Source organism: Rathayibacter sp. AY1D1 (genome assembly GCF_002932635.1).
Taxonomy (GTDB): domain Bacteria; phylum Actinomycetota; class Actinomycetes; order Actinomycetales; family Microbacteriaceae; genus Rathayibacter.
The window spans coordinates 43,128-68,218 of sequence record NZ_PSVY01000016.1 but is presented as its reverse complement, the minus strand read 5'-3'; the positions used below and the strand labels follow the sequence as shown (position 1 = coordinate 68,218).

Sequence of the window (25,091 nt, the reverse complement as noted above, 5' to 3'; positions counted from 1 at the left end):
GGATCGGGTCGCGGCCGGCGGTGAGGACGGCGGCGGACGGGCGGACCGTGCCCGCGGAAAGGGCGGACGGGGATGGGCGGACCGTGCCCGCGGAAAGGGCGGACGGGGATGGGCGGACCGTGCCCGCGGAAAGGGCGGACGGGGATGGGCGGACGGCGCGAGCGGACGGCACGCGCCCGGGAGGGGCCGGGGCGACGCGGTCGAGGACCGGTCGCCCCGTGCCCGTCAGCACCCTGCGGTGAGGGTGACGCCGATGATGACGCCGGCGCAGAACGGGGTGGTGGCGGGCGCCTCGGAGGCGGCGTCGGTGCCGATCTCGTCGGCGGCGGTGAAGGTGTCGTGGGCGGTGGCGAGCTCGGCGAGGTCGGCGGACTGGACGGTCTGGGCGGTGATGGTCGACATGGTGTTCTCCTTGGATGAGTGGTGGCGGCGGATCCGCCGGGTCGTGCGGGGAGTGGTGCGGGTGGTCCGGCCGGAGGGCCGGGGAGCGGGTGCTGCGGGAGCACCCGGGCGGGAGGAGGGCCGGGTCAGCAGCCCGCGCCGAGGGTGGCGCCGACGATGATGCCGACGCACAGGGGCGTGGTGGCGGGCGCCTCGGTCGCGGCGTCCGAGCCGAGCTCGTCGACGGTGGCGAAGGTGTCGTGCGCTCCCGCGAGGGCGGTGAGGTCGGCGGACTGGGCGTCGGTGGAGATGGTGGTCATGATGTGTCCCTTTCGTGGAGTACCTCGGGCTGAGGTGGTGGTCCCCTCGGGATCGAGGGGAGGTTCGTGGGGCCCTAGCGGGCGGTGAGTCCCGGGCGGTCCGGGTCGATGCGCGCGGCGCGGGCGGCGTCGGCCCAGGCGTCGGCGGCGGGGATCGTCTCGGCCGAGGAGCGCAGGAGCGCTTCGGCGAGGACGCGGGAGCGGTGCTGGCCGAAGCTCAGTCCGCGGTAGGAGGAGCGCTCGTCGGCCGGGTCCTCGGCGTAGGCGAGGCCGTCGGCGAGCCTCTCGGCGAAGGCCGAGACGGCGGTGCGGGGCGAGGGCCGGGCATCGAGCAGCGGAGTGACCCTCCGGGCGACGTCGTCGGCGGAGTCGGCGGGCAGGTAGACGACGAGGGCGTCGGAGCGGGGGAAGGCCCGCGGGTCCGAGAGCGCCTTGGCCTGGTGGCGGGCTCCGGAGGCGGCGAGCGCCTCCAGGAGCGGGCCCCACAGGGCGAGCGCGTCCTCCGCCGAGTCGGCGACGAGCGAGAGGCGCACGACCCGGTCGGCGGGATCGAGTCCCATCGGGCCGAGGGCGAGGAGGTAGCCGGGAGTGGTGCGGGTGCGCCAGCTCGGCAGCCGGACGCCGGCGACGGCCCCGTCGGCGGAGCGGACGAGATCGACCTCGGGCACGAGGACCCGGACGCGGCCCAGCTCGACGACCCGGCGCTCCTCCCGCTGCACGGTGGCGGAGCCGAGCACCCCGGAGGGAGCGGGCTGCAGGACCGTGCGGTGCGGGATCGCGTCGATCAGCCGGGGGGCGAGGTCCTGGCCGTCGCCTCCGGCGGTCTCGCCGAGCAGCGGGTTCCGGAGGTGCAGGTGGGTGTAGACGGTGGCGGCGAGTCGGGCCCGCAGCTCGATCGGCCCGGTGGCCTCGATCACGGTCCCGTCGACCTCGGCCCGCAGCCGGGCGGCGTCGACGCTGATCACGGCCTCGTCGAGGACGGAGCGGGTGGTGAGGGCGGTCATCGCGGGCTCCTGTCGAATCCGAGGGCGGTGGAGTAGGCGGAGGGGGCGAGCAGGACGCGGCGGCCGATGCCGGCGGCGGCCCGCTCGATCCCGGGGAGGCGGGAGACCATCGAGGCCCGGGCGAGGGTGCGGTCGACGAGGTGCCAGCCCAGGTGGGCGGTGGCGCGGACGGCGAGGGCGTCGTCCGCGCCGGCGGTCTCGGCGGCGTAGGCGAGCCACATCCGCCGGATCCTCGGGACCAGTGCCGCCATCCGCTCCGCGATGCGGGCGTCCGCGGCCGCGGTGTCGAAGGCGAGGGGAGGAGCGGAGGCGCCCTCCCGGGTGGTCACGGTGTCGAGCACCGCGCGGTGGATCCACTCCCCCGCCAGCGTGCCGAGGTCGCGGGCCGGATCCCCGATCCCGAACTCCTCCCAGTCGAGCAGCTGGAGGCGCCCGTCGCGGAGGTGGAACTGGTCGAGGCGGAGGTCGCCGTGGATCGGGGCCGTGCGGTTGCCGCTCTCCCACTCGCGGAGATCCTCCGTGGCCGAGACGAGCTGCTCGTCGTGCTGCAGGTCGCCCCAGAAGGCGAGCTCGGCGAGGGTGAGGTCGACGTAGCGGGTGTGCGGGATGCCGACGCGCAGCATCTCGACGGGAGGGCTGGGGTGCGAGGTCGCGGTGAGGCCCGCCACCGGGCCGGCGTGCAGCCGGGCCAGGAGCCGGCCGGCCTGTTCGGGGAAGTCCGCGGGGACGCGCTCCTCCACGAGCAGGAGGGCCAGGCTGGTGCCGGGGCAGTGCTCGAACACCAGCAGGGAGTCGTCCTCGTCGGCCGCCAGCAGGCGGGGTCCGGCCGGGGCGTGCTCGGGGCTCCGGGCGGCGAAGCCGGCGAAGTCCCTGGAGCGGCGGAAGGCCGCGGGGCCCGCCGTCCGGGGCGAGACGTGCTTGACGAAGACGCGGGCGCCGTCGTCGAGGGTCATCGTCCACGACGCGTTCCGGCCGGCGAAGGCGGGGCGGTCGATCGCGGCGACGCGGTGGCCTCCGCCGCCGAGCAGCCGCTCGGTCGAGGCCGCCGCCCGGAGGGCCGCCGGATCCGCGGGGCGGTGCCCGGGGGTCGCGGGGCGGAGCCCGGGAGTCGCGAGGAGAGTCACGATCGTGTCCTTCGGTCGGTCGAGCGGATCAGAAGAGGTAGGTGACGACGAGGTAGGCGCCGCCCGCTCCCCCGACGAGGAGGGCGGTGTTGACGAGCAGCTTCTTGAGGGGCGAGGGGCGGGTCGAGGCGGTGCGCGAGGTGGTCATGGTGGTGTCCTTCCGAGGGGTGGTGGTGGTGGATATCGGGAGCCGGGCCTAGGAGGCGTCGGCGGCCTTGAGGGAGGCGCGGAGCGAGACGCGGGAGCCGGTGCGGAGCGCGTTGTTGCGGTAGACGCGGACGACCAGGCGGAACAGCAGCGGCACCGTGATCGCGGCGACGACGGCGGCGATCACCATCTCGGGGGTGCCGACCGAGTCGAGGCCGAAGCGCATCGGCATCAGGTAGGAGGAGAAGAGGGGGACGAAGGAGAGCGCGTGCACCCAGGCCTCGTCGAGGTTCGCCGGCACCACGTAGAGCGCGATGATCAGCAGCGCCATCTGCACGACGGAGAGCGGCATGGCGGCGGTGCCCAGGTCCTCCTGCCTCGACACGGTCGAGGCGAGCAGGGTGCTGAGGAGCGCGAAGAGCACGTAGCCCTGCAGGAACCAGACGAGGAACCAGACCAGGCTCGGGCCGAGCTCGATCTCGAGGACCGACCACCCGCCGACCACGCTGAACCCGCCGACGACGGCGCCGCCGATCACGAGCAGCTGGGCCAGGGTCACCAGGCCGACGCCGATCATCTTCCCGGCGAGCAGCGGGGCGACGCCGATCTTCGTCAGCAGGATCTCGACGATCCGGGACGACTTCTCCTCGACCACCCCCGAGGCCAGACTCGACGAAGAGTAGACCATCGCGGCGAGCAGGGCGCTGATCATCGCGGTCGCGAACAGGATCCGGGTGTCGAGGACCACGGTCCCCGCCTCCCTCGTCGCGTCGACCAGGAACCAGCCGCCGATCCCGGCGCCGAGGCCGGCGCTCGCGGCCAGCGCGAGGGTCGCGGTGAGGATCGTGCGGTTCCCGGTGCGGGTCAGGATCTCGCGGCGGACGATCGTCGCGGCTCCCCTGGCCGGCGTCGGAGGAGCGGAGCTCTCGGCGGTCCGGGCGTGGGCGGCGCGGGGGTGCGTGGTGGTCATCGTCCTGCTCCTTGGATCTCGAGGCGGCGCTCGGCCGCAGGGGTGGAGGCGGCGGTGAGCCGCTCGGACAGCAGCTCGGTCAGCGAGCGCTGCTCGGTGCGGATGCTCCGGAGGCCGCCGTGGCGGGTGAGGGTCGCGAGCACCTGCTCGGGGACGTCCCGGCCGCTGCCCTCGATCGAGACGAGCAGCGACTCCGGCTCACCGGGGACCGGCTCGGCCGACAGTCCCGGTGTGACGCCGAGCTCGGCGACGAGCAGGTCGTCCAGGGGGCGGGAGAACTGCAGCTGCCAGCGGCTGCGGCCGTCGTCCTGCAGCTCGGCCACCGCTCCGCTCGCGGTCACACGGCCGGAGTCGAGCACGCAGACGGTGTCGCAGAGGCGCTCGACCAGGTCGAGCTGGTGGGAGGAGAAGAGCACGCCGACGCCGCGGGCGGACTGCTGCCGGATCAGGCCGGCCATCGTCTCCACGGCGACCGGGTCGAGCCCCGAGAAGGGCTCGTCCAGCACCAGGAGCGACGGATCGCCCACCAGGGACACGGCCAGCTGCACGCGCTGCTGGTTGCCGAGCGAGAGGTCCTGCACCAGCGTGTCGGCCCGCTCGGCCAGGCCCAGCGCGTCGATCACCTCCTCGGCGGTCTCACGGGCCCCCCGGGCGTCGTGCCCCTCGAGCAGAGCGAAGTGGATCACCTGCTCGCGGACCCGCATCTGCGGGTAGAGGCCGCGCTCCTCCGGCATGTAGCCGATCGAGCGGCGGTCCTCGGCGGTGATCGGCGCGCCGTCCCAGGTGATGGTCCCCGTGTCGGGGGTGAGCAGGCCCAGGATCAGCCGCATCGTCGTGGTCTTGCCGGCGCCGTTGCCGCCGATGAAGCCGACGATCTCGCCGCGGCCCACGGACAGGTCCACGTCGTGCAGGACCCGGTGGCCGCCGAATGCACGGCTCACGCCGCTGAGCTGAAGCCCTCGCATGTCATCTCCTCGAAGTCGTTTCTCTTGACTCCTCAGACGCTACGGACGCTCTCGCGACGGGCTCCTGTACTTCGGTACAGCGCCGAGGTGGCCGAAAGTGCAGGTCCCGCATCACCGGACGTGCAGGTCCCGAGGCGGCCGCGCGTGCAGGTCCGGGGGCGGCCCGGGTGCGGGCCGCCTGCGTCCCGAGCACGACGGACGCCCCCGTGCTCGTCCGGTCGGCGACCGGAGCGCACAGGGGCGTCCGTGGAGGAGGAGGGGCGGGGTCAGGCCGTCGCGCAGCTCCCGTCGACCTCGCCGATGACGCCGTCCGTCACCGACACGACCGCGCAGTTCGGGTAGCCCCGCTGCGGCCGGTGCGCGGGGTCGAGCGCGCGGAGGATGCTCCCGAGCACCGCTCCGTGCGTCACGACCAGCACGTCCCCGTGCTCGGCCGCCGGCGCGAACCGCGCGATCGCGGCCTCCACGCGGGCGCGCACGGTGGCACCGCTGTCGGCCCGGCCGGAGGGGTCGTGGCGATGGATCGCGTCGAGCACCGAGTCGAGACCGGCGTCGGTCATCCGCGGCCAGTCGGCGGAGGCGGGCACGTAGGAGTAGCCGTGGTCGGCGAACACCGGCTCCCAGAGCGAGGCGTTCGGCTGCCCCTCGAAGGCGCCGAAGTGCCACTCGCGGAGCTCGACCATCGGCTCGGCCTCGAGCGACGGGTGCCCGGCGAGCGCCGCCGCCGCCGTGGTGCGGGTGCGGGTGAGGTCGCTCGTGAACGCCGCGACGAGCGGCACGCCGCGCATCCGCTCGCCGAGGGCCGCCGCCTGGCGCTCGCCGCGCTCGGTCAGCGGCGAGTCGCACCAGCCCTGCAGCTGGCCGGCGACGTTGAAGAGGGTCTCGGCGTGGCGGACGAGGTGGATCGTGCCGGTCACGGGCGCGCGCTCGCGGGCGTCGTCGGGCGGGCGGAGGTGGTGCGGTGCATGCGGTTCTCCGGGGTCAGCGCGCTACTCCGGAGCGGCGCGCGCGATGTGGAGGGCCAGGAAGGCGACCTCCTCGTTGGGCAGGGCGGCCTGGTACTCGGCCGCCACGAAGGAGCGCACGCGCTCGGCGGAGGCGATCGCGCGCGGGTAGCGGGCGCTGAGGCTGGTGAAGAGGAAGTCGTCCTCGCTCTCGAGCAGGCCGCCCGAGAAGAAGCGCTCGGCGAAGTACTGCAGGTGCGCCACGAAGCGGGCGGAGCGGAGGTCGTCGCGGTCGAGCGCGGCTCCGCTGGAGTGCTGGATGATCGCGGTCACCGAGCGGATGAGCTGCACGATCCGGAGCGAGTCGATCCCGACCTTGCCGAGCTCCGCGTTGGCGAGGTGGAAGGCGACGTTCGCGGCCTCGTCGGCGGGCAGCTCCACGTCCAGGCGCTCGCGCATCCGCTCGACCGCCCGCTCCCCCACCGCGTACTGCACGGGGTAGACCGTCCGCATCTCCCAGGCCAGCCGGTTGGCGACCGAGAGCCCGCGCCGCTGCCGCTCCACCGCGAAGTGCAGGTGGTCGGTGAGCGCGAGGTACACGTGCGGGTCGAGCTTCAGCCCCTGCTCCTCCGCGTCGGCGACGACCGCGCGGGTGAGCTCGACGAACTCCGGCGGGATCTGGGCCAGGAGCTCGACGAGGTTGCGCTGGTCCGAGTCGTCCAGCGCCACGAACACCTGGTCGACGCTCGAGGGCTCGATCGCCTCGCCGGCCTTCGCTCCGAAGCCGATCCCCCTGCCCAGGAGCACGCGCTCGACGCCGCGCTCGTCGACGACGAGGACGACGCTCGAGTTGAGCACCTTCTTGATGGTCTGCATGCGTGTCTCCGTCGACGGCCGCGTCAGGGCTGGGGTGGGGGTGGCGGGGCGTCTGCCCGGAGAGCCGGACGGCGCCTCCGGGCAGAGGAGGATCATCCCAGATCCGCGCCGTTGGAGGCGATGACCTTCTGGTACCAGAAGAACGAGTCCTTCCGGTAGCGCTCGGTGCTGCCGTGGCCGAGGTCGTCCATGTCGACGTAGACGAACCCGTAGCGCTTCGAGATCTGCGAGCTGGAGGCGCTGATCAGGTCGATCGGCGCCCAGCTCACGTAGCCGAGCAGCTCCACGCCCTCGTCCACCGCCTGGATCATCTGCTCGAAGTGCGCGCGGAAGTAGTCGATCCGGTACGGGTCGTGGACCCGGCCGTCCTCGGTCAGCTCGTCGCGCATCCCGAGCCCGTTCTCGACGATGAACAGCGGCTTGCCGTAGCGGTCGTAGAGGTCGATCAGCGAGATCCGCAGCCCGACGGGGTCGATCTGCCAGCCCCACTCGCTCGACTCGAGGAACGGGTTCTTGACGCCGAGGACCGTGTTGCCGGGGGTGCGCTCGGCGTCGGGGCGCACGGACTCCGTCATCGACATGTAGTAGCTGAACGAGATGAAGTCGACGGGGTGCTCGCGCAGCAGCTCGACGTCGCCCGCCTCGAACGGGATCTCGACTCCGCGGCTCTCGAGCGCCCGCAGCGCCAGGCGCGGGTAGGCGCCGCCCGCCTGGACGTCGGTGCAGAGGTAGAGCATCCGCTCCTTCGCCTGCGTCGCCGCGACGTCGTCGGGGTGGCAGGTGTTGGGGTAGGTGGTCAGCATCGTGAGCATGCAGCCCATCCGCGACTCGGGCCACAGCTCCTTCAGCGTCCTCGTGACCGAGGCGGAGGCAACGAACTGGTGGTGCAGAGCCGTGTAGCAGGCCTGCTCCACGCTGCCCTCGACGGTCTCCTCGATGATCCCGCCCGAGGTGAACGGGTGGCGGATGATGCCGTCGATCTCGTTGAAGGTCAGCCACATGTCGACGTGGTGGCCGAAGCGCTCGAAGCAGGTGCGGGCGAAGCGCTCGAACAGCCCGATCGTGCGGCGGTCGACCCAGCCGTTGTGCTTCAGCGCGAGCGCGAGCGGCGGGTCGTAGTGCGAGAGCGTGACCAGCGGCTCTATCCCGAGGCGCCGCATCTCGGTGAAGAGGGCGAGGTAGTAGGCGATGCCCTCCTCGAGCGGCTCCGCCTCCTCCCCCGTCGGGTAGAGGCGGGTCCAGGCGATCGAGACGCGGAGGGTGGTGAAGCCCATCTCGGCGAACAGCGCGAGGTCGCCGGGGTAGCGGTGGTAGAAGTCGATGCCGCGGCGCTTGGGGTAGTACTCGGTGTCGTCGTCGGACATCGCCGCCGTGATGCTCTCCACCGTGTTGCGGTGGTGGATCGCGTACTCCTTCGGGTCCGCCTTCGGCTTGTAGGAGGCGACGTCGCTGACCGCCGGGCCGCGCCCGCCCTCGCGCCACGCGCCCTCGACCTGGTTGGCGGCGAGGGCGCCGCCCCATCGGAATCCGTCAGGAAGCGCCATCGGCGAGCTCCTTCTCTCTCTGCGTCACGGTCATGATCCGGTCGCCGGCGGTGATCCGCTCGGCGGCCTCGACGAGCACGGTGTACTCGGCGGAGTTGGTCACGAGCACCGGGGTCGTGGTGTCGTAGCCGGCCGCGGTGATCGCGGCCAGGTCGGCGGTGAGGAGGAGCTGCCCGGCCTCGACCCGGTCGCCGACCGCGACGTGCGCCTCGAATGGCGCGCCGTCCAGCTGCACCGTGTCGATGCCGACGTGGATGAGCACCTCGACGCCGTCCGCGCGGCGCAGCCCCACGGCGTGGCGGGAGGACAGCAGTGCGATGACCTCGCCCGCGAACGGCGCCCGGACGGCTCCGTCGGTGGGGCGGATCGCCAGCCCCTCGCCGAGCACGCCGGCCGAGAACACGGGGTCCGGCACCTCCGAGAGGGGGATGACGGAGCCGGTGAGCGGCGCCTGCAGCGCGAGCGGGCTCCCGGCGGCGGCCGCCACATCGCCGAGCGCCTGGACGCTGGCGGAGGCGTCGTCGCGCCAGATGACGAAGGAGACGACGAACGAGACGGCGACCGAGATCAGCAGGCCGATCACGGCGTTGAGCAGGTTCCAGGGGTTCAGCCCGTCGATGAACATCGAGATGCTCGCGACGCCGGGGCTGACCAGCGCGAACGCGGCGACCTGCGTGGCGCCGATGTAGGCGCCTCCGACCACGCTGCCCGTGATGACGGAGACGAGGGCGCGCTTGTTCTGCAGCGTGACGCCGTAGAGCGCCGGCTCGGTGATCCCGAAGAGGGCCGAGAGGCCGCCCGAGAAGGCGGTGGCGCGGAGGGTCGCGCTCTTGGTGCGCAGGGCGATCGCGAGGCTGGAGCCCGCCTCCGCCGCGTTGTGGGCGAGCGAGGAGGCGAGGTAGAAGGTGTCCTTGCCCGCGCTGGCCATCGTCGCGATGGTCGGCGGGATGAACGCCTTGTGCATGCCGACCGAGATGATCAGCGGGAGCACGCCGGCCAGCAGCGCGACGGCCACCCAGCCGAGCGCCCCGTAGAGGCCGATCATCGCGCCGGTGAGCATCGAGCCGAGCCAGTAGCCGAGGGGGCCGAGCAGGAAGATCGTGGCCGGAGCGACGATCACCAGGCACATCAGCGGCACGTAGAACGTGCGGATCGGACCCCACGAGTGCTTCGTGAAGAAGCGCTCGACGACCGAGAGCAGCAGCACGGCCAGGGTCGCCGGGAACACCTGCGCGTTGTAGGCGATGACCGGCACCGGGATGCCGAAGAGCGCGACGCCGCCCTCCTGGTTGAGCAGCGTCGTGAACGCCGGGAAGACCAGGACGCCGACGAGCCCGAGCGCGAGCGGCCGGTTCACGTCGAGCTTCTTCGCGCTCGTGTAGGCGACGAGCAGCGGCAGGAAGCCGAACACCGCGTCCGGGATGGCGGACAGCAGCTTGAAGTTGTCGGAGGCCGGGTCGAGCCAGCCCAGCGCCGAGGCGAGGACGAGGAACGACTTGAAGATGCCGGCGCCCGCGATGGCCGGGATGATCGGCGTGAACACGCTGACCACGAAGTCCATGATCGTCGCGCCGAGGCGCTTGAGGGATCGCGGCTGCTTCGCCTGCTCCGCGGATGCGGTGGTGCCGCCGCGCAGCTTCTCGACCGCCGCGTACATCTCGCTGACGCCGCTGCCGACGATGACCTGCGTCTGCGGGCCTGTGACGACGCCGATCACGCCGGGCACCGCCTTCAACGCCTCGACGTCGGCCTTCGCGTCGTCCGCCAGCGCGAACCGCAGACGGGTCGAGCAGTGCTGCAGCTTCGCCACGTTGGCGGCGCCGCCGACGTGCTCGAGGATCGCCTTCGCGCTCTCCTGGGTACTCATCGGTACTCCTCCGGGTGTGTGGGGACGCGCGCTTCCCTGCGCTGTGCTGCCCGGCCGTCCGTCGCCGTCCCCGCCCCCTCCGGCACCGTCATCGGTGCTCCGGCGGAGCGTCAGGAGGCGTCCGGGCACAAAAAAAGGACCCGACGACGCTCATTACGCGTTTCGTCGGATCCTGCCTGCACGACCAGTCACATGTCCGAGAGCGAACGTAACACGGGGGCGGGTGGAGCGTCAAAGAGGGGGGCGTGCGCACGGCCATCGCGTACGGGCGGTTGTTGCACCGGTGTCGGCATGATGGACACGTGGACACTCTCGACGTCGTTGCGGCGGTCATCAGCGATCGCGGCCGTATTCTTGCCTGCCGTCGGCGGGCGGACAAGGCGGCTGGCGGGCTCTGGGAATTTCCCGGCGGCAAGAGAGAACCTGGCGAAACGGCTGAAGTCGCCCTCGCGAGGGAGATCCGCGAGGAGCTGAGCGTGGAGATCGAGGTCGGCCCCAAGCTGACGTCAGACGAAACGGAGGTCGGCGCTCTCACCATTCGGTTGCACTGCTTCCGAGCCGTGGTTCGTGGCCCACGCCCCACGGAGAGCACCGACCACGACCAACTCCTCTGGCTCCTTCCGAGCGAACTCCCCGGACTGGAGTGGGCCCACCCCGATCTGCCGGCCGTTCGGCTTCTTTCCTCTAGGGATCGATGAGGTCGAAGCCCTCGTCAGACCTGAACGCTGTGATGATCGAGAGGCTGCGGATGAGATCCAGCATGTCCTCTTCCGGGCGACCGGGAAGCAGGATGACGGGGACTGCCGCGTAGCCCTCGCGCTGCGCAAGATGGGCATAGTCGAGCACCTGCCCGATGGCCATGCGGACGAAGGACCGGGCGGTCGACTTCTTGGCTTCGACAATCCAGCCGCTCGATCGGACGTAGAGGTCCGGCTCGACCCGTGAGCTGCCGACCGGGAGCGTCAGACGACTGGGCGGCGTGCCGTTCTCGGTCAGCCAGAGCCCAAAGTCGGACTGCAGCTCGAACTCGATTCGGGAGACGACCCGGTCATCGAGAGGGCTGACATCCGCACCCGCGATGACGATGTCGGAGTGCTCGGGAGGCGTCCAGTCGCCGAGCGAGGCGGCGGACTCCTGTGTGCCACCGTAGGTCGGCAGCCGAGTGATGTCCGCCGCAAGCGGCAGGAGAGTGAAGATGATGCCGCGTCGCTGCGTCCCTTCGGTGTCCGGGATGATCTCCCACCGGTAGGTCGGAGTCCCTGTCGTGAAGGCACCGATGTAGGTCACGCTCGTTCCCTGCACCGTGAACAGCCGAAGCACCCGCCCATCCTGCGCCGCGTCCCGGAGAGCCTTGTTGCCGCGAAGAAAAACCTGGTCACCGACCTGCCCTTCTCCCGTGTAGGAGTAGGACCCGTCCTCGCGAAGTCCCTCGAACCGGTCGTAGCCGTATCGAGCTCCCTTCGCCGGATCGGTGAAGATGAAGATTTCACGGAGCGCTCGCGGCGTCACGATCCCCTGCTGCTGCTGCCCTCCGTAGGCGCGGTGGATATCACGCCGGAGGACCTGGTCGCCCACTTCCAAGGTGAACCGACGCTCGGTGGTGTCTCGTCGAAGCAGACGGGAGCGGACAGCCTCCGCCTGCTCTTCGGTCAGATCCCACCGAGATTCCTCAGCGGGAAGAGTTCCGTAGGAGGAGCGGAGGAGGCTTCGGATTCGACGCTGAGAAACGCCCAGTTCAAGTGAGAGTGTGGCGGGAGTAACGGGAGGCATCTCGCGAGACTAGGAATGCTCGGAGCGCGTTCTGTCGAGGTGCACTCGTGTTAGCGACAGAGTTACTCATTTTGCGTAACTGCCGAACTTTGTGCCGCATAGGTCCCAGAAAAGAGGTCACGGAAGAGATCATTACTCACTATCGCCAGAGTTGAAAGACGCTAATGCGGTCGCGTCTGCCGCTGTTGCGGCGTCGGGACGACCCTCCATCAGAGGAAAGAGGTTCTCCCCCTCACTCCCCGCACCCCGCCAGCACCGCCTCCGCCGCCTCCCGGTCCTGCGCCCCGACCCCCAGCCCGTACTCGCTGAGCACTTCCACGAACTGCTCCACATACCCGCAGCGCAGCTCCGCGGCCGGTGGCAGCCACTCCCCCGGGCCGGCGTCGCTCTTCGCGCGGTTGGTCTGCTCGGAGGCGGCGACGAGGTTCGCGGGGTCGTTCGCGAAGGCGAGGCGCTGGTCGTCCGTCCACGACCAGGCGCCGTGGTGCCAGGCCCAGCCGAGGGCGACGACGTGGTCGATCTGTACGAGGCGGGAAGTGTCGGTCCCGGAGACGAAGGCGACCGAGGTGCCGTCGTAGGGGTCGATCAGGGTGCCGGTGAGGACCTTGCAGTCGCTGGTGCCGGGCTTGAACACAGGGGCGAGCAGGTCGCGGCCGAGGACGTCGTTGCGGGTGTCGCAGCCGTTGCGGTCGACGTCCGACCACGCCTGTCCGAAGAGGTCGCGGTCGTAGGGGACGGCGGCGGGGCCTTCGACCGAGGGGAGAGCGGCCAGCGTCGCGAGGGACGGAGTGGACGGCTCCGCTTCCGGAGCGGACGGCTCGACGTCCGCCGAGGGGCTGCTCGGCGCGGGAGCAGCGGGACTGCTCGACGCCGCAGAAGCATCGGCCGAGGAGGACACCGCCTCCGGTCCGCCTCCTCCCGCCGTGTCCGACAGCGCGACGGCTGCGGCGGCGAGCGCCGCGGCCCCCAGCAGAGCGAGGACCGCACCGGCCCGTCGACGAGGGCGCCGGCGCACGGGGGCGGCCGACCAGTGGCGCATGATCGCCCCCTCCTGCGACGAGACCCGCGATGCGGTCGACGCGACGCGCCTCCTCAGTATGCGGAGTGACCCGCTCCGGGCTCGACGGTCGGGCGGAGCGTCGGGAACGGGGCGGCCGCGCGGAGCGACGGCGTCGACGGTCGGGATCAAGCCTCCCGGAGGCCACCTCGTCGCGCCCGCGCCGTCGACCCGCGCCTGCTTGACTGCTCCCATGGAGATCTTCATCGGAGTGGTCGGCCTGCTCGGCGGGCTGGTCATCGCCGGGCTCGCGGTTGTCGCGGTGGTCATCGGACGGCGGCGGGCGGTGCCGGCGTCGCTGGTCGACGTCGAGGTGCGGCTGACGCACGCCGGGGACGACTGGTGGCGGGTGGGCGCGCGGGTGCGCAACTCCGGCCGCTCGCTCGTGCCGGTGACGAGCTACAGCGACGGGCGGCCGATCTCGGTCGATCTCGGCGGGGCCGTGTCGGCGGAGTGGTACGGGTCGGCTCCCCGGTCGGACGCGTGGCGGATCGATCCGGCGGTCGGGCTCCTCCTCGGACCCGTCGCGCTGGAGCGCGGGGCCGACCTGGGGGCGACGATCGTCGTGCGCGGGCGGCCGCAGGTGCGGATCGACGCGCCGCTGCGCTACGTGCCGGTGCGCGAGAACGTGATCGAGTCGCAGACGCCGGACGCCGCTCCGATCTGGGGCGTGTCCGAGGCCGCGGCCGCTCCGGCAGCAGCGCCGGCGTCGGCTCCCCCTGCGCCGATCCGTCCGCGTCAGCAGCGTCCGATGGACGCCGACCCGTCACGTCCCGAGCGTGAGAGCGTTCTCCGCGGCGGCTTCGGAGTGTGGGCGGCCATGATCGCGGGGGGCGCCGGAGCCGTCGGCGTCGCGATCGGGATCGCCCTCGAGCTGGCCGGTGTCGAGGCGTCGGGGCTGGGCGGCGCGGGCATCATCCTGATCGCGGCCGGCTTCCTCGGCCTCGTCGGCACCCTCGTGATCCGGCTGCTGCGCCGCTGGCTCGAGCCGCCGGCCCTCTGGCGGACGCCCGCGCAGCGCCTCCGCCGCCCCGGGACGATCACCGTCCTCATCCTGAGCTACGCAGGGCTGGCGCTGTTCTGCACCGAGTTCGCGGCGCAGTCGGTGACCGGCGACACGACCTGGGTGGCCGGGATCGCCGTGCTGATGCTGATCGCCGCGCTGATCGGCATGGGACTCGTCGGGTTCCTCCGCCTGGTGGTCCTGCTCGGCGTACGCCGGGCCTCCCGGGAGACCCCGTGACCCGTGAGGTCGTCGTCGTCGGAGCCGGCCTGGTCGGAGCGGCGACAGCCCGCGCCCTCACCGAGCGCGGCGATCGCGTGGTGCTCGTCGAGCAGTTCGAGCGGGGCCACGACCGCGGCTCGTCCCACGGCGAGACGCGCATCTTCCGCCGCGGCTACCTCGAGGACGACTACCGCGCCCTCACCGGACGGGCCGGGCGCGCCTGGGCACGGCTCGAGGCCGAGACCGGCCGCCGTTTGCTGCACCCGGTCGGCGCGATCGACCACGGCGACCCCGCCGTCCTGGCCGCCGTCGAGGCTGTCCTCCTGCGCGACGGGATCCCCGTGGTGCGGATCGAGGCGGACGAGGCGCAGCGGCGCTGGCCGGGACTCCGCTTCGAGACCGACGTCCTGCTGCACGCCGAGGGCGGACGCCTCGACGCGGCGGCCGCGATCGACGCGATGCTCGACTCCGCCCTCGGACGCGGCGCCGTCCTCCGAACGCGGACGCGGGTGCTGGGCATCGAGGAGCGCGCCGACGACGTGCGCGTGCTGACCACCGACGGCGCTCTCGACGCGGACGCGGTCGTCGTGGCCGGCGGATCCTGGACGCCGCCGCTCGTGAACGGCCTCGTCCGCGCGGCCGGCCGACGCCTCCCTCCGCTGCGCGTGACACAGGAGCAGCCCGCGCACTTCGCGACCGACCTGCCCCTCAACTCCTGGCCGAGCTTCGCCCACCATCGCGCCGGCCTGCCCGTCGTCTACGGGCTCGCGACGCCCGGAGTCGGGGTGAAGGTGGGCGAGCACAGCACCGGAGTCGTCGTCGATCCGGACGAGCGCACCTTCGAGCCCGAGCCCGGAGCGCTCGCCCGCCTCGTCGGCTACGTCGCGGAGTGGATCCCGGGCGTGGACGCGGCGAGCGCCGCTCCGATCAGCTGCCTCTACGACAGCACGCCCGACGAGGACTTCGTGCTCGACCGCGTGGGCCGCGTGACTCTGGCGACCGGGTTCTCGGGGCACGGCTTCAAGTTCGGCCCGGTCCTGGGCGAGCTGCTCGCGGACCTCGTCGCCGGCGGAGCGGCGCGGAAGCGGTTCCAGCTGCTGCCGGCGTGAAGGGCGGGTGCATCCGGAGGAGCGGCTTCCGACCGGGGAGCAGCGGGTGCTCCCGATCCTGCAGCGGATGCTCAGCGGCCTGCGGGGCCCGTCCCGCGCTGCTCGCGGCCGTCCGGGTCGAGGAGGACGGCGTCGTCCCAGCCGCTCGCCGCCTCCGTCGTGCGGGCCTTCGCCGGCGGGCGCCGCGCGACCGCGACGACGATCAGCGCCTCCAGCATCACCAGGGCGGCGGTCTGGAGCGGCGGCGCGACCATCGCGAGCGCCTGCCGCACGTAGAGCTCCGGCGGGACCGTGATCGAGTCGCCCTGGTACTGGTTCGGCAGCAGGAGGACCACGACCGGGAGCGCGAGCACTGCGGCCCAGAGGACGACGGTGACCGCGATGGCGGCGGCCCAGAGCAGGCGGACCCGCGTCATCGGCCGGGAGCCCTCAGCAGCGGGACCACGACCGCCAGGCCGAGCGCGATCAGGCCGACGGTGAGGAACGGTCCGATCGCGTTGTCGCTGAGCACGCGGAGGTACTGCTCGGGCCCGAAGGCGCTCTGCGACGGCGAGTAGTCGTACCAGCTGTGGGAGCTGTTCCAGAGGGCGAGGAGTCCGACGAGGACGCTCACGCCGCCGACGACCGCCAGGGCTCCGGCGATGCGGCGAGTGGAGACAGCGGGGCGGGGGTCGGTGTCGGTCGCGTCGTGACGGTCACCGGAGTCGGGTGCCGCGTCGCCGGGAGCGGGGTCGGGTTCGGCGGGAAGCGGGACGGTCGGCTCGGTCGGGAGTGGGACTGTCGGCTCCGCGGGTCGGGGCGCGGTCGGCTCCGCGGGTGTCGGGACGGCCCGCACCGCCGCTCTCGCGCGCTCCGGAGCGGTCCGTCGGCCGGAGACTCGGGAGCCCGTCGGGCCGTCGACCGATCGCACGTCCTCCTGCTCGGGAGCGGACCCGCCACCTCGCCGGCCAGCTGATCGCCCGATGCACGAGGTCCCGCCCGACAGGAACGGGGAGCGGAGGCGCTCCTCTCCGCTGCCGCGCCGCTCGGCCTCGCGTCCGTCGTAGCCGCGCTGGAAGCCCGCGTGGTAGCGCGGGTCGGTGCCGCCCTCGTCCGTCCCGCCGCTCTCGCGTGGGGAGCCGTCCGCTCCGGTGCTCCGCGCCATGCCGTCCCCCGCTTCGTGCAGTCGGGCCATCATGTCGCACCTCGCTCGCTGCGGGGAGGTGCCGGGCGGAGCTCGGGGTGCGGTCGACGGAGGCGGGGGTTCAGCGCCCGGCCGCGGTGGTGCGCGACGGGAGGCTGACGATCCCCGCTCCGACCAGCAGCAGGCCGATCGTCACCGCCGTCAGCGCCGGCCAGCCACCGGCTCCGACGGCCAGGCCGAGGAGCCACCCGCCGGCGGCCGAGCCCGCGTAGAAGGCGATCGTGTAGACCGCGCCGGCGTGCCCGCGGAGTGCCGGAGCCGCGCGCGCTCCCGTCCAGGCGGCGCCGGTCGCGTGCAGGGCGAAGAAGCCGGCCGTGAAGACGAGGAGTCCCGCGATCACCACGGCGACGTTCTCGGCGAGCATCACCAGCAGTCCGACGATCATCAGGGCGACGCCGATCCGCATGACGAGGCGGGGGCCGATCCGCGGCCCCCATCTCCCCGCGAGCCGGGAGGAGACGGTTCCCGCGAGGTAGGCGGCGAAGAGGAGGGAGACGAGCGCGGGCGCGAGTGCGAACGGCGGCGCCTCGAGCCGGAACGCCAGGTAGTTGTAGACCGCGACGAACACGCCGACCGCGAGGAACGTCTGCAGCGCGATCGCGACGAGCATCGGATCGCGGAGCACCTGCGCCGTCTTCCCTCGCCAGCCGCCGGGGGCCGCCTCGCGCGCGCCGCCGCCCCGGGGCGCGAGCACGGCGAAGACGATCGCCGCCGCCGCGCAGACGGCCGTCACGACGAGCAGTGCGCCGCGCCATCCGAGCGCCGCCGCGAGCGGTCCGGCGAGCAGTCGTCCGGCGGCACCGCCGATCGTGGTCCCGGAGACGTACGCCGTCGCGGCGGCCGTCGCTCCGGCGCCTCCGACCCGGTCGTGGATCGCCGCGACGGCGAGGGCCGGGACGGCACCCAGTGCCGCTCCCCCGAGGAAGCGCAGGACGAGGAGGAGCTCGAAGGTCGGGGCGACGCAGGCGAGCAGCGCCAGGACCACGGACGTGAGGACCGCGATCCGCATGGATTCGAGCCGTCCGATGCGCTCGGCCACCGAGGCCCACGGCAGCACCGAGAGCGCCAGTCCGAGGGTCGCGGCCGAGACGGTGAGCGCGGCGTCGGACGGGGCGAGGGCCCACTCCCGCGCGAGCTGCGGGAGGACGCTCTGCACGGCGTAGAGCTCGGCGAAGGTCGCTACTCCGGCGGCGAGGAGGGCGATGGTCAGCCGCCGCTGCGAGAAGGGTGCCGCTGCGCGCATCGGTCGGAGGCGTGCGGCGGTGCTCATGATTCCGACGGTAGACCGCCTGCGGGTGCATGACTAATGTCCTTCCTCGTACTGTTCATGCGTTCTGGTCATGTCCGGATCTAGGGTGGTGGCGTGTCCGACGACTGGCCCGCGACCCTCCGCCTCCTGCCCCTGCTCGTCGCGGTCGCCCAGACCGGGAGCGTCACGGCGGCGGCCGCCGAGCTCGGGATCCCGCAGCCGACCGCGAGCCGGTCGCTCGCCCGGCTGTCCGCCCTGGTCGGCACTCCCCTGGTCCGCCGGGAGGGCCGCGGGGTGGTGCTGACGGAGGCGGGGACCCGTCTCGCCGAGGCCGCTCAGGACGGCATGTCGGTGATCCGCGCCGGCCTCGCGGAGGTGCGGCAGGCGGGCGACGTGGAGCACGGCCGGATCGACCTCGCCTTCCAGACGCTCCTCGGGGAGAGCTTCGTGCCGGATGTGATCCGCCGGTTCCGCCGCCGCTGGCCGCAGGTCGGCTTCGGGCTCCGTCACGGCTCCCGAGCCCTCTGCCTGAGGGCCGTGGCGGAGGGCGAGTCCGAGCTGGCGATCGTCGCGGATCCGCCCGATCTGCCCGGAACCACCACGACGACCCTCTACTCGGAGCCTCTCCTCGCGGTCGTGGACCCTCGTCATCCGCTGGCCTCGCGGCGCTCGGTCACGGTCGAGGACCTCCGCGGCCTCGACCTGATCATGCTGGCGCCCGGCTACGGCCTCCACGAGTCGGCCCGGCGCCTGCTCGCCGTGGACGGCCGCGACCCGGTGCCGGCGTTCGAGGTCGGCGACTACCGCGCCGCCCGAGGACTCGCGGCAGCCGGCCTCGGACTCACGATCCTGCCGCCGAGCCCGTCCTCGGTCGACGACGACGTCCGCGAGATCCCGATCGACGATCCGGGCGCGAGCCGTGAGATCGGTGTGCTCGCCCGCGACACCGGGAACCCGGTCGTCCCCGAGTTCCTGCGGGCCCTGCACGCCGCGGCGGCCGCCCGGCGCCGGTGACCGCTGCTCGGCTCTGCTGTCAAGCACAGGAAGCGGTGGCCCTTCGTGCAGCAAGCTTCGAGAGGATCCCCGCACCGCCAGCGACACCCCCCTCCCCCCCCCCGCTCCTGCACCACGTCACCGAGGACGGCCCCGGTCATGATCCTTCTCCGCACCCACGCCAACCGCTGGACCGCGCGCGCCCGCCGCAGCGGCGTCGTCCTCGGCATCATCACCCTGGTCTCCGACCTCCCCCGCCCGGCCTACCGGACGGTCCGACTCGACCCGACGAGCGGCGAGCGCGTCCTGCTCCGCGACACCGCCGAGCTCGAGGAGGCCTTCGCCGTGCTCCTCGCCGGGCTCGAGCGCTCGCGCATCGCGGCCTCGGCGCCCCCGGCCGAGTCGGCTCCCCCGTGCGCCCCGGTCGACGCGCCCGTCGCAGTCGAGGACGACCTCGAGGAAGCCGCCTGACCGGACGGCGTCCTTGCGGGGAGACCCTCACCGCGCATCAGGTGCCGAGCTCTCCGCTCGCCTCCTTCACACTCGACGTGTCGGATCGACGTGCCGTGACAGCTCGACCGGCGGATCCGTCCTCGGCAGGTCCCGCGGACCGATGACCCGTCGGAGCCGGGCCGACCTGCGCGACCGCAGGAGAGCCCGGCGCCAGCGCGGATCGGTGCGGGCTCGGAGGTGGGGGTCGAGCGGGCGGAAGCCTCCCGCGGTCCGCTCCTCGATCAGCACGATCGTCGCGGTCGCGAGGTGCAGTCTCCGGACCGGCTCCCTCTCGGGATGCGGATGTCCGGAGCGCGTGCGGAGCTGCTGCTCCAGCTGCTCCGGGTCGGCGGACCACCAGGTGTTGACACCGACGCGTCCATCGGGGAGAGGGAAGCGCTCGGTGATGCGGTACGGGAGGCCGTGCTCGGTCATGCAGTAGTGCCTTTCGAGGAGAGGGTCCGGGAGCCCGGGCCGCGCTGCAGCGGCCCGGGCTCCGGTTCACGAGGTGCGGGTCGAGCGACGGCGCAGCGCCGTCAGAGCGCCGCCGGCCAGGAGCAGAGCGCCGGCTCCGGCCGCGAGGGGCCCGGCCGCCGCTCCCGTCGAGGCGAGCACCGTCGGCACGAGTCCGACCGGAGGCACCGCCACCTGGGCGCAGCTGGCTCCGCCGTCGTCCGCGCACGGGTGCAGGACGGTCGTCGGATCGAAGCCCTCCGGGACCTCGGTCAGGCGTGCCCGGTTGGGGATGGTCCACGCGTCCACGCCGTCGGCGACCCGTCCGGTCACGGTGAACGTCGTCGACGCTCCCGGGGCCAGAGACAGGTTCTCGACAGTCAGGTCGGACGACGCCGGGCCGCCGTCCCGGGAGATCGTGACGTCGCTCAGGTGCGCGAGCTCGGGGATGTCGGTGAGGGTCACCCCGTCCGCCGGCCGAGCCCCCTCGTTGGCGACCACGATCCGGAACCCGGCACGCCCGCCGTGGTCGACCTGATTCCCGATCGCCGTCTTCTCGATGGAGAGCCTTCCCTCGACGGACGGCACCGGGATCTCGGCGCAGGACGACGTCGCATCGTCAGCGCAGGCGTTCTCGACCGTCGGCGGGTCGAAGCCCTCGGGCTGGTGGGTGATCGAGACGCGGTTGGGCAGGGTCGCGGCGTCGTACCCGTCGGCGACCCGGCCGCTGACGTGCAGCGACACCTGGCCGCCGGCGGGGATGTCGAGACCCGTGACGGGCTCCGTGGCCGGCTGCGTTCCTCCGGCGCCGTTCTCGATGGTCGCCTCGAGCAGGTGGTCGAGCGTCGGGACGTCGGTCACGGTCACGTCCGTCGCGTCGACCGTTCCGGTGTTCGCCACGACGATGTCGAAGCCCGCCGTGCCGCCGTGCTCGGCGCTCGCCTGGGACGCGGTCTTCCGGATCAGGAGCGACCCCTCGCCGATGTCGTGCGGGACGGTGGCGCAGGGGTTCGCGTCGGTCCCCGTGCCGGACGAGGCGGGAGCGAAGGGCGCATCGGCGAGGCAGGCCGTGTTCGTCAGCGCGCGGTCCCCCTCGCCGGTCACGATCACGTCGAAGGTCAGCTCGGCCGTCGCCCCGACCGGCAGGCTGCCGGCCGCCCAGGAGATGCGGCCCGTCTCCGCATCGATCGTGGCCGTGCCCTGCGAGGCGCGGAGGGAGCCGGAGTCGAGCTCGGCGTCGTCGAGCACGCCCTTGTCGAGGTAGTCGATGACGGCGGCGTCGGAGTAGTCCCCGGTCCCGTCCGAGGTCAGCGTCACCCAGTAGGGCACGCGGGCGCCGCGGAGCAGCGGAGTGGCGGAGTCGACCGACGAGGTCTTCGCGATGGTCACGTGCGGCGCGAGGGGATCGAGGCGTGCGACCGCGACCGCACCGTCCGAGCCGTAGGCCCAGTCGTCGATCGCCCGCAGGTCGCCGTAGGAGCCGTGCACCGAGTCGTTGGCGTTGGGGATGCGGCCTCGCCCGGAGTCGTCGCCCTCCCAGCGGTGCACCCCGCCGGACGAGTCGGTGCCGCCGTCGCCGGACGTCACCGCGGAGGTGCCGGAGTACCGCTCCGAGTTCGATCCGGCGAGGAGCGAGTCGTCCCAGTGGACCATCGACGGGTCATCGCCGCCGCCGGTCGACCTCACGACGGACACGCCGCCGGCGGACGTCTCGGCGTCGACCCGCGTGAAGTGGAACTCGTTCGTGCGGCCGATGGAGGCGCGGAAGGTGACGTCGGGGTCGGTCACGTCGACCGTCCCGCCCTTCGCGTCCCGTCCGTCCCAGTCGACCGAGAAGGGACCGGTCGTCCCCGCGATCCGGGTGAGGTGCACGTCGCGCTCGCCGTCGTAGGAGCCGTCCCCGTCCGCATCGACGTCCACGACGACGGTGCCCGGCTGCGTCCCCAGGACGCCGGTCAGCGTGCCCGCGTCGGAGCCGGCGGTCGACCGGCGGAAGGCGAGGCCCTCGATCGTCGGCGCGCGGTAGGCCGGAGCGATCGACTCCGGCAGGTCGGACGACGGCGGGTCCAGGAAGAGCTTGTAGGTCTGCAGGCCGTCGATCCCGGAGCGTCCGGACGCCTGCACGTACTGAGCCCCGATCCCGCCCGCCTCGCTCGACTGCGGCATGGGGACCGAGAGGTAGGACGGATCGGACGACCCGACCTTCACATTGCCCTTGTTCGTGGCCTGGACCGTCGAGGCGACTCCGTCGTAGCCGCGCAGCCCCAGCTCGTAGCGGGCGCCCGTCTCCGTGACGGCGTGGAGGGTGAAGGAGGAGCGCCGCTCCTCGGGCGAGGAGTAGGACTCCTTCGCCCCGGACTGGATCGCATAGGACTCGGACCACACCCGGCCCGCGACCGCCGCGCCCCGCGCGTCCTGGACTCCGATGCTCCAGACGAGGTTCACCGGCGCCGTCACGTCGTCGTCGGACACCCGGATCTGGAAGACGCCGGTCTCGTCCGCCACGAACGAGCCGCCGGCGGACACCGAGGGCGCCGCTCCGGGCGCGAAGTCCTGCTCGTCGAGGACGGCTCCGCCCGGAGCCGTCACCCGGGCGGTACCGCCGCCGGTCTCGCCCTCGCCGGTCCCCGAGCCCGCCTGGAGCGGGTGGAGGTCCACCCGGAGCGTCTCGCCCTTCTGGACCCAGGCCGAGACGGTCGTCACGCCGGCGTTCGTCGCGCCTCCCTGCAGGAGGGTGTTCTCGATCGTCGTGTGAGGACCGTCGGCGGCGAGGGCGGGCGGCGGCGCGAGGCCTCCGCCCAGCAGCCCGCTCACGAGCACGCAGCCCGCCGTCGTGCCGACCAGCGCTCGCGCCGTCCGCGCTCGGGGTCGTCCGCGCTCGTCCCGCCCCGACTGTTCCGTTCGACTCATCCGATGTCCTCTCCTCTGCCGACCGAGCGCACTGCGTCGGCGGCGACCGTTCAGCCCCACGGAAGGAGAGTATTGCTCGGTTCGACGTCACCGCGGCCGGTACGGCTGCATCCGTGGAGAACGGCGCGAGATGGGCGTTGTGGAGGAGGAAACGGCGCGCGAGAAGAGCCGAGCGACGTGCTCGCGTCGGGTGATCGCAGAGCCTGCGAGGAGTGATCGCGAGCGCGGGCGCGGACTGATCGCGGATGCGGGCGGAAGACGGTCGGCGCCGTCGACGGCGCGAAGAGGCGTCCTGCGAGGCGGAGAACCGGCCGTTCCGCCGCCCTGCGCTCTCCGGGAGACCGACGCCGACAGCCACCGGAACGAGCGACAGTTAAAACGAGAACGGCCCGCCGAAGCGGGCCGTTCTGCTCTGTCTCAACCAGAGTGCGCCCGGAGGGATTCGAACCCCCAACCTTCTGATCCGTAGTCAGATGCTCTATCCGTTGAGCTACGGGCGCAGTCCATCGCGTGGGCCAGAGGCGCACGCAACGAGGTACGACTATACATGCCGGGAGCCCCCTCCGCGAATCGGCGGCGGCGGCGCAGACGGCTCCCTCTCGGGACGCCGCCGCAGCCACCAGAACCCAGGCTCCGTCGCGGTGTCCCGGAGCGCCTCGCAGAGCCTCCGACGGGCGGACGCCGCTGGTCCCCCTCACGGCGTACCGTGGTCTCATGGAGGCCGCCGCGATCGAGCTCGTGGGCTTCGTCGTCTCTCCGCTGCACCGCTACGAGGGCCGCCCCGCCGATGGCCCGGTGCCGTCCGAGGGGAACGAGCAGCCCGAGCGGATCGAGATCCGCGCAGGCCTCGGCATCGTCGGCGACCGCTTCTTCGCCCAGCGCGCGCACCGCCCCGCGGCGATCACGCTCTTCGCGGTCGAGACCCTCGAGCACATCGCCGCCGAGCTCGGCGCAGGGCCCTTCGACCCCGCCGACGCCCGCCGCAACATCATCGTCCGCGGCGCCGACGTCGATGCCCTCGCCGGCCGCACGTTCGCGATCGAGCAGGGCGGGGAGCGGATCGAGTTCCAAGGCGGACGACCGGCGAACCCCTGCGCCTGGATGGACGTCGTGCTCGCCCCCGGGGCGTTCCGGGCGATGCGGAGGCGCGGCGGCGTCCGGACCGCCCCCCTGACCAACGGCGTCCTCCACACCGGGCCGGCCCGCCTGATCCTCCACAGGTCGGACGACATGCTGATCTGAGCCCGGCGGCGAGCGCCTAGGCTCGCAGCGACCGACTCCCCCGATCGAAGGAGGCCCCGTGCTCCGCCCGAGCGACCTCCTCCCCACCCTCGCCACGACCCTCCGGCGCGGAGTCCGCGACGTCTTCGCGACCACGCGCTCCCGGGGGCGGGATCCGCACCGCCGCACCCGCAGCACCGACGTCTCGGTCCAGCGCGTGCACCACCGCGACGTCTGGGCGCGGGTGAGCACGGTGGGGCGCGACGGCGAGCGCACGTTCGTCCTCGTGCCGGGGATCGGAGTCGCGGCCACCTACTTCGAGCGCCTCGCGCCCGCGCTCAACGAGTTCGGTCCGGTGCACGCCCTCGATCTGCCGGGCTTCGGCGGCGTGCCGCACCCGATCGACGCGCGGCGCATGGACATCGGCGACTACGCCGAGCTGGTCGGCGCCGTCATCGACGAGCTCGGCCTCGACGATCCCGTCGTCCTCGGCCACTCGATGGGGACGCAGGTGGTGGCCGAGCTCGCCGCGCGCCGTCCGGAGCTGACCACCATCGTCCTGCTCGGACCCGTGATGAACCGGCACGAGCGCCGCCTCCCGACCGCCGCGCTCCGCTTCGCCCAGTCGAGCGTCCGCGAGCCCCTCAAGGTCGCGATCCTCGCCGCGGGCGCCTACCTCCTCTGCGGACCGCGCTGGTTCTCCCGTGTGCTGCCCGAGATGATGCACTACCGGATCGAGGAGACCGTCCCCCGGATCCGCGCGTCCGCCCTCGTCATCCGCGGCGAGTTCGACCGGCTCGTTCCGCGCGAGTGGGCGGAGGAGATCGCCCGGTCGATGCCGCATGCGCGGGCCTGGGAGATCCCCGACGCCTCCCACTCCGTGATGCACGCGCACGCCGAGGAGGTCGCCCGCCTCTGCGTCGAGCACGCCCGTGCACCGCGGCCCGACCGGGACGAGGCCGCCCTCCGCCGCTACCCCGACTCGGAGGTCGATCACGCCGAGGAGGACGCGCCCACCGAGGACCCGATCGGCGCTCTCCGGGGACGCATCACCGAGCTGGCCGGGATCCTCGTGGACGACGACTCCCTCATCGCCGAGGGCAAGACCCTCCACGCCGAGGCGAGCGATCCCGAGGCACTGCACCAGGTCGCTCCGGACCCGGGCGACGGCGAACTCGTCGAGGGCGGCGGACCGAGGAAGGACGGCGAGCAGGACGGCTGACCACCGCAGGCCACCACGAGCCGCATGTCGCGCGGCGCGAGACGCCGAGCGCTCGCGAGAGCAGC

At 72.9% G+C, this 25,091-nt stretch carries 24 protein-coding genes and 1 tRNA gene; 7 read left to right on the top strand and 18 right to left on the bottom strand.

The features are described 5' to 3' along the window. Window positions 1-225: 225 nt before the first annotated feature. From C5C56_RS17895 to C5C56_RS11335, 10 genes are all read right to left on the bottom strand, one after another. Complete coding sequence (locus C5C56_RS17895) at window positions 226-402, bottom strand: hypothetical protein (protein WP_181027123.1); 177 nt, start codon at window positions 400-402, stop codon at window positions 226-228. 125 nt (window positions 403-527) lie between these two features. After that, window positions 528-701, bottom strand: coding sequence for a hypothetical protein (locus tag C5C56_RS17890; RefSeq protein ID WP_181027122.1), 174 nt, complete (start codon window positions 699-701; stop codon window positions 528-530). A gap of 74 nt (window positions 702-775) precedes the next feature. Continuing rightward, window positions 776-1,705, bottom strand: coding sequence for a T3SS effector HopA1 family protein (locus tag C5C56_RS11370; RefSeq protein WP_104319617.1), 930 nt, complete (start codon window positions 1,703-1,705; stop codon window positions 776-778). Next, window positions 1,702-2,829 carry a class V lanthionine synthetase subunit LxmK gene (gene lxmK / locus C5C56_RS11365; protein WP_258065664.1) on the bottom strand — a complete coding sequence of 376 codons (1,128 nt, stop codon included), beginning with the start codon at window positions 2,827-2,829 and terminating at the stop codon, window positions 1,702-1,704. Before lxmK ends, C5C56_RS11370 begins: the two co-directional genes overlap by 4 nt. Window positions 2,830-3,025: 196 nt before the next feature. After that, window positions 3,026-3,946 carry an ABC transporter permease gene (locus C5C56_RS11360; protein ID WP_104319616.1) on the bottom strand — a complete coding sequence of 307 codons (921 nt, stop codon included), beginning with the start codon at window positions 3,944-3,946 and terminating at the stop codon, window positions 3,026-3,028. Beyond that, complete coding sequence (locus tag C5C56_RS11355) at window positions 3,943-4,887, bottom strand: ABC transporter ATP-binding protein (protein ID WP_258059358.1); 945 nt, start codon at window positions 4,885-4,887, stop codon at window positions 3,943-3,945. Before C5C56_RS11355 ends, C5C56_RS11360 begins: the two co-directional genes overlap by 4 nt. 290 nt (window positions 4,888-5,177) lie before the next feature. Next, entirely contained in the window at window positions 5,178-5,828 is a 651-nt protein-coding gene (locus C5C56_RS11350; protein ID WP_104225972.1) for a histidine phosphatase family protein, read from the bottom strand. A gap of 72 nt (window positions 5,829-5,900) precedes the next feature. Further along, window positions 5,901-6,731 (bottom strand): PRD domain-containing protein, encoded by an 831-nt coding sequence (locus C5C56_RS11345; protein WP_104225973.1) that lies wholly within the window; start codon window positions 6,729-6,731, stop codon window positions 5,901-5,903. A 92-nt stretch (window positions 6,732-6,823) separates the two neighbouring features. After that, on the bottom strand, window positions 6,824-8,275 hold the full coding sequence (locus C5C56_RS11340) for a glycoside hydrolase family 1 protein (RefSeq protein WP_104268544.1): 1,452 nt from the start codon (window positions 8,273-8,275) through the stop codon (window positions 6,824-6,826). After that, on the bottom strand, window positions 8,262-10,142 hold the full coding sequence (locus C5C56_RS11335; RefSeq protein WP_104268543.1) for a beta-glucoside-specific PTS transporter subunit IIABC: 1,881 nt from the start codon (window positions 10,140-10,142) through the stop codon (window positions 8,262-8,264). Before C5C56_RS11335 ends, C5C56_RS11340 begins: the two co-directional genes overlap by 14 nt. 302 nt (window positions 10,143-10,444) lie before the next feature. Between C5C56_RS11335 and C5C56_RS11330 the strand changes: the two genes are divergently transcribed. Next, window positions 10,445-10,840: a (deoxy)nucleoside triphosphate pyrophosphohydrolase gene (locus tag C5C56_RS11330; protein WP_104268542.1), complete on the top strand. Its 396-nt coding sequence runs from the start codon at window positions 10,445-10,447 to the stop codon at window positions 10,838-10,840. Here the strand turns inward: C5C56_RS11330 and C5C56_RS11325 are convergent. Beyond that, on the bottom strand, window positions 10,827-11,717 hold the full coding sequence (locus C5C56_RS11325; RefSeq protein ID WP_258063190.1) for a hypothetical protein: 891 nt from the start codon (window positions 11,715-11,717) through the stop codon (window positions 10,827-10,829). The two genes, C5C56_RS11330 and C5C56_RS11325, sit on opposite strands and share 14 nt — an antisense overlap. 427 nt (window positions 11,718-12,144) lie before the next feature. Then, a complete protein-coding gene (locus C5C56_RS11320; RefSeq protein ID WP_104319615.1) occupies window positions 12,145-12,951 on the bottom strand; it encodes an HNH endonuclease family protein in 807 nt (268 codons plus the stop codon). Between the two features lie 211 nt (window positions 12,952-13,162). Between C5C56_RS11320 and C5C56_RS11315 the strand changes: the two genes are divergently transcribed. Beyond that, complete coding sequence (locus tag C5C56_RS11315; RefSeq protein ID WP_104225986.1) at window positions 13,163-14,212, top strand: hypothetical protein; 1,050 nt, start codon at window positions 13,163-13,165, stop codon at window positions 14,210-14,212. Next, window positions 14,209-15,303, top strand: a complete 1,095-nt coding sequence (locus tag C5C56_RS11310) for an FAD-dependent oxidoreductase (protein ID WP_104268540.1) — start codon at window positions 14,209-14,211, stop codon at window positions 15,301-15,303. The genes C5C56_RS11315 and C5C56_RS11310 overlap by 4 nt, the downstream gene beginning before the upstream one ends. Before the next feature lie 71 nt (window positions 15,304-15,374). Here the strand turns inward: C5C56_RS11310 and C5C56_RS11305 are convergent, their stop codons facing one another. From C5C56_RS11305 to C5C56_RS11295, 3 genes are all read right to left on the bottom strand, one after another. Continuing rightward, a complete protein-coding gene (locus tag C5C56_RS11305; protein ID WP_104319614.1) occupies window positions 15,375-15,719 on the bottom strand; it encodes a hypothetical protein in 345 nt (114 codons plus the stop codon). After that, a complete protein-coding gene (locus C5C56_RS17885; protein ID WP_181135004.1) occupies window positions 15,716-16,480 on the bottom strand; it encodes a hypothetical protein in 765 nt (254 codons plus the stop codon). Before C5C56_RS17885 ends, C5C56_RS11305 begins: the two co-directional genes overlap by 4 nt. 67 nt (window positions 16,481-16,547) lie before the next feature. Beyond that, window positions 16,548-17,756, bottom strand: a complete 1,209-nt coding sequence (locus C5C56_RS11295; protein ID WP_104268539.1) for an MFS transporter — start codon at window positions 17,754-17,756, stop codon at window positions 16,548-16,550. 93 nt (window positions 17,757-17,849) lie between these two features. Here C5C56_RS11295 and C5C56_RS11290 point away from each other — a divergent pair, with 93 nt between their 5' ends. Together C5C56_RS11290 and C5C56_RS11285 are read left to right on the top strand one after the other, a co-directional pair. Beyond that, complete coding sequence (locus tag C5C56_RS11290; protein WP_104239291.1) at window positions 17,850-18,749, top strand: LysR family transcriptional regulator; 900 nt, start codon at window positions 17,850-17,852, stop codon at window positions 18,747-18,749. 138 nt (window positions 18,750-18,887) lie between these two features. Continuing rightward, entirely contained in the window at window positions 18,888-19,199 is a 312-nt protein-coding gene (locus C5C56_RS11285; protein WP_104239290.1) for a hypothetical protein, read from the top strand. Between the two features lie 66 nt (window positions 19,200-19,265). On the opposite strand, the gene C5C56_RS11280 is transcribed toward C5C56_RS11285, so the two are convergent. The 3 genes from C5C56_RS11280 to C5C56_RS11270 all read right to left on the bottom strand — a co-directional run bounded on the left by C5C56_RS11280 (window position 19,266) and on the right by C5C56_RS11270 (window position 23,083). After that, complete coding sequence (locus C5C56_RS11280) at window positions 19,266-19,655, bottom strand: hypothetical protein (RefSeq protein ID WP_104319613.1); 390 nt, start codon at window positions 19,653-19,655, stop codon at window positions 19,266-19,268. 66 nt (window positions 19,656-19,721) lie between these two features. Then, window positions 19,722-22,583 (bottom strand): DUF11 domain-containing protein, encoded by a 2,862-nt coding sequence (locus C5C56_RS11275; RefSeq protein ID WP_146086479.1) that lies wholly within the window; start codon window positions 22,581-22,583, stop codon window positions 19,722-19,724. A 427-nt stretch (window positions 22,584-23,010) separates the two neighbouring features. Continuing rightward, a tRNA-Arg gene (locus C5C56_RS11270) sits at window positions 23,011-23,083 on the bottom strand. 214 nt (window positions 23,084-23,297) lie between these two features. Between C5C56_RS11270 and C5C56_RS11265 the strand changes: the two genes are divergently transcribed. After that, window positions 23,298-23,825 (top strand): MOSC domain-containing protein, encoded by a 528-nt coding sequence (locus C5C56_RS11265; protein ID WP_104248232.1) that lies wholly within the window; start codon window positions 23,298-23,300, stop codon window positions 23,823-23,825. A gap of 58 nt (window positions 23,826-23,883) precedes the next feature. Continuing rightward, complete coding sequence (locus tag C5C56_RS11260) at window positions 23,884-25,026, top strand: alpha/beta fold hydrolase (RefSeq protein ID WP_181069075.1); 1,143 nt, start codon at window positions 23,884-23,886, stop codon at window positions 25,024-25,026. Window positions 25,027-25,091 lie beyond the last annotated feature (65 nt).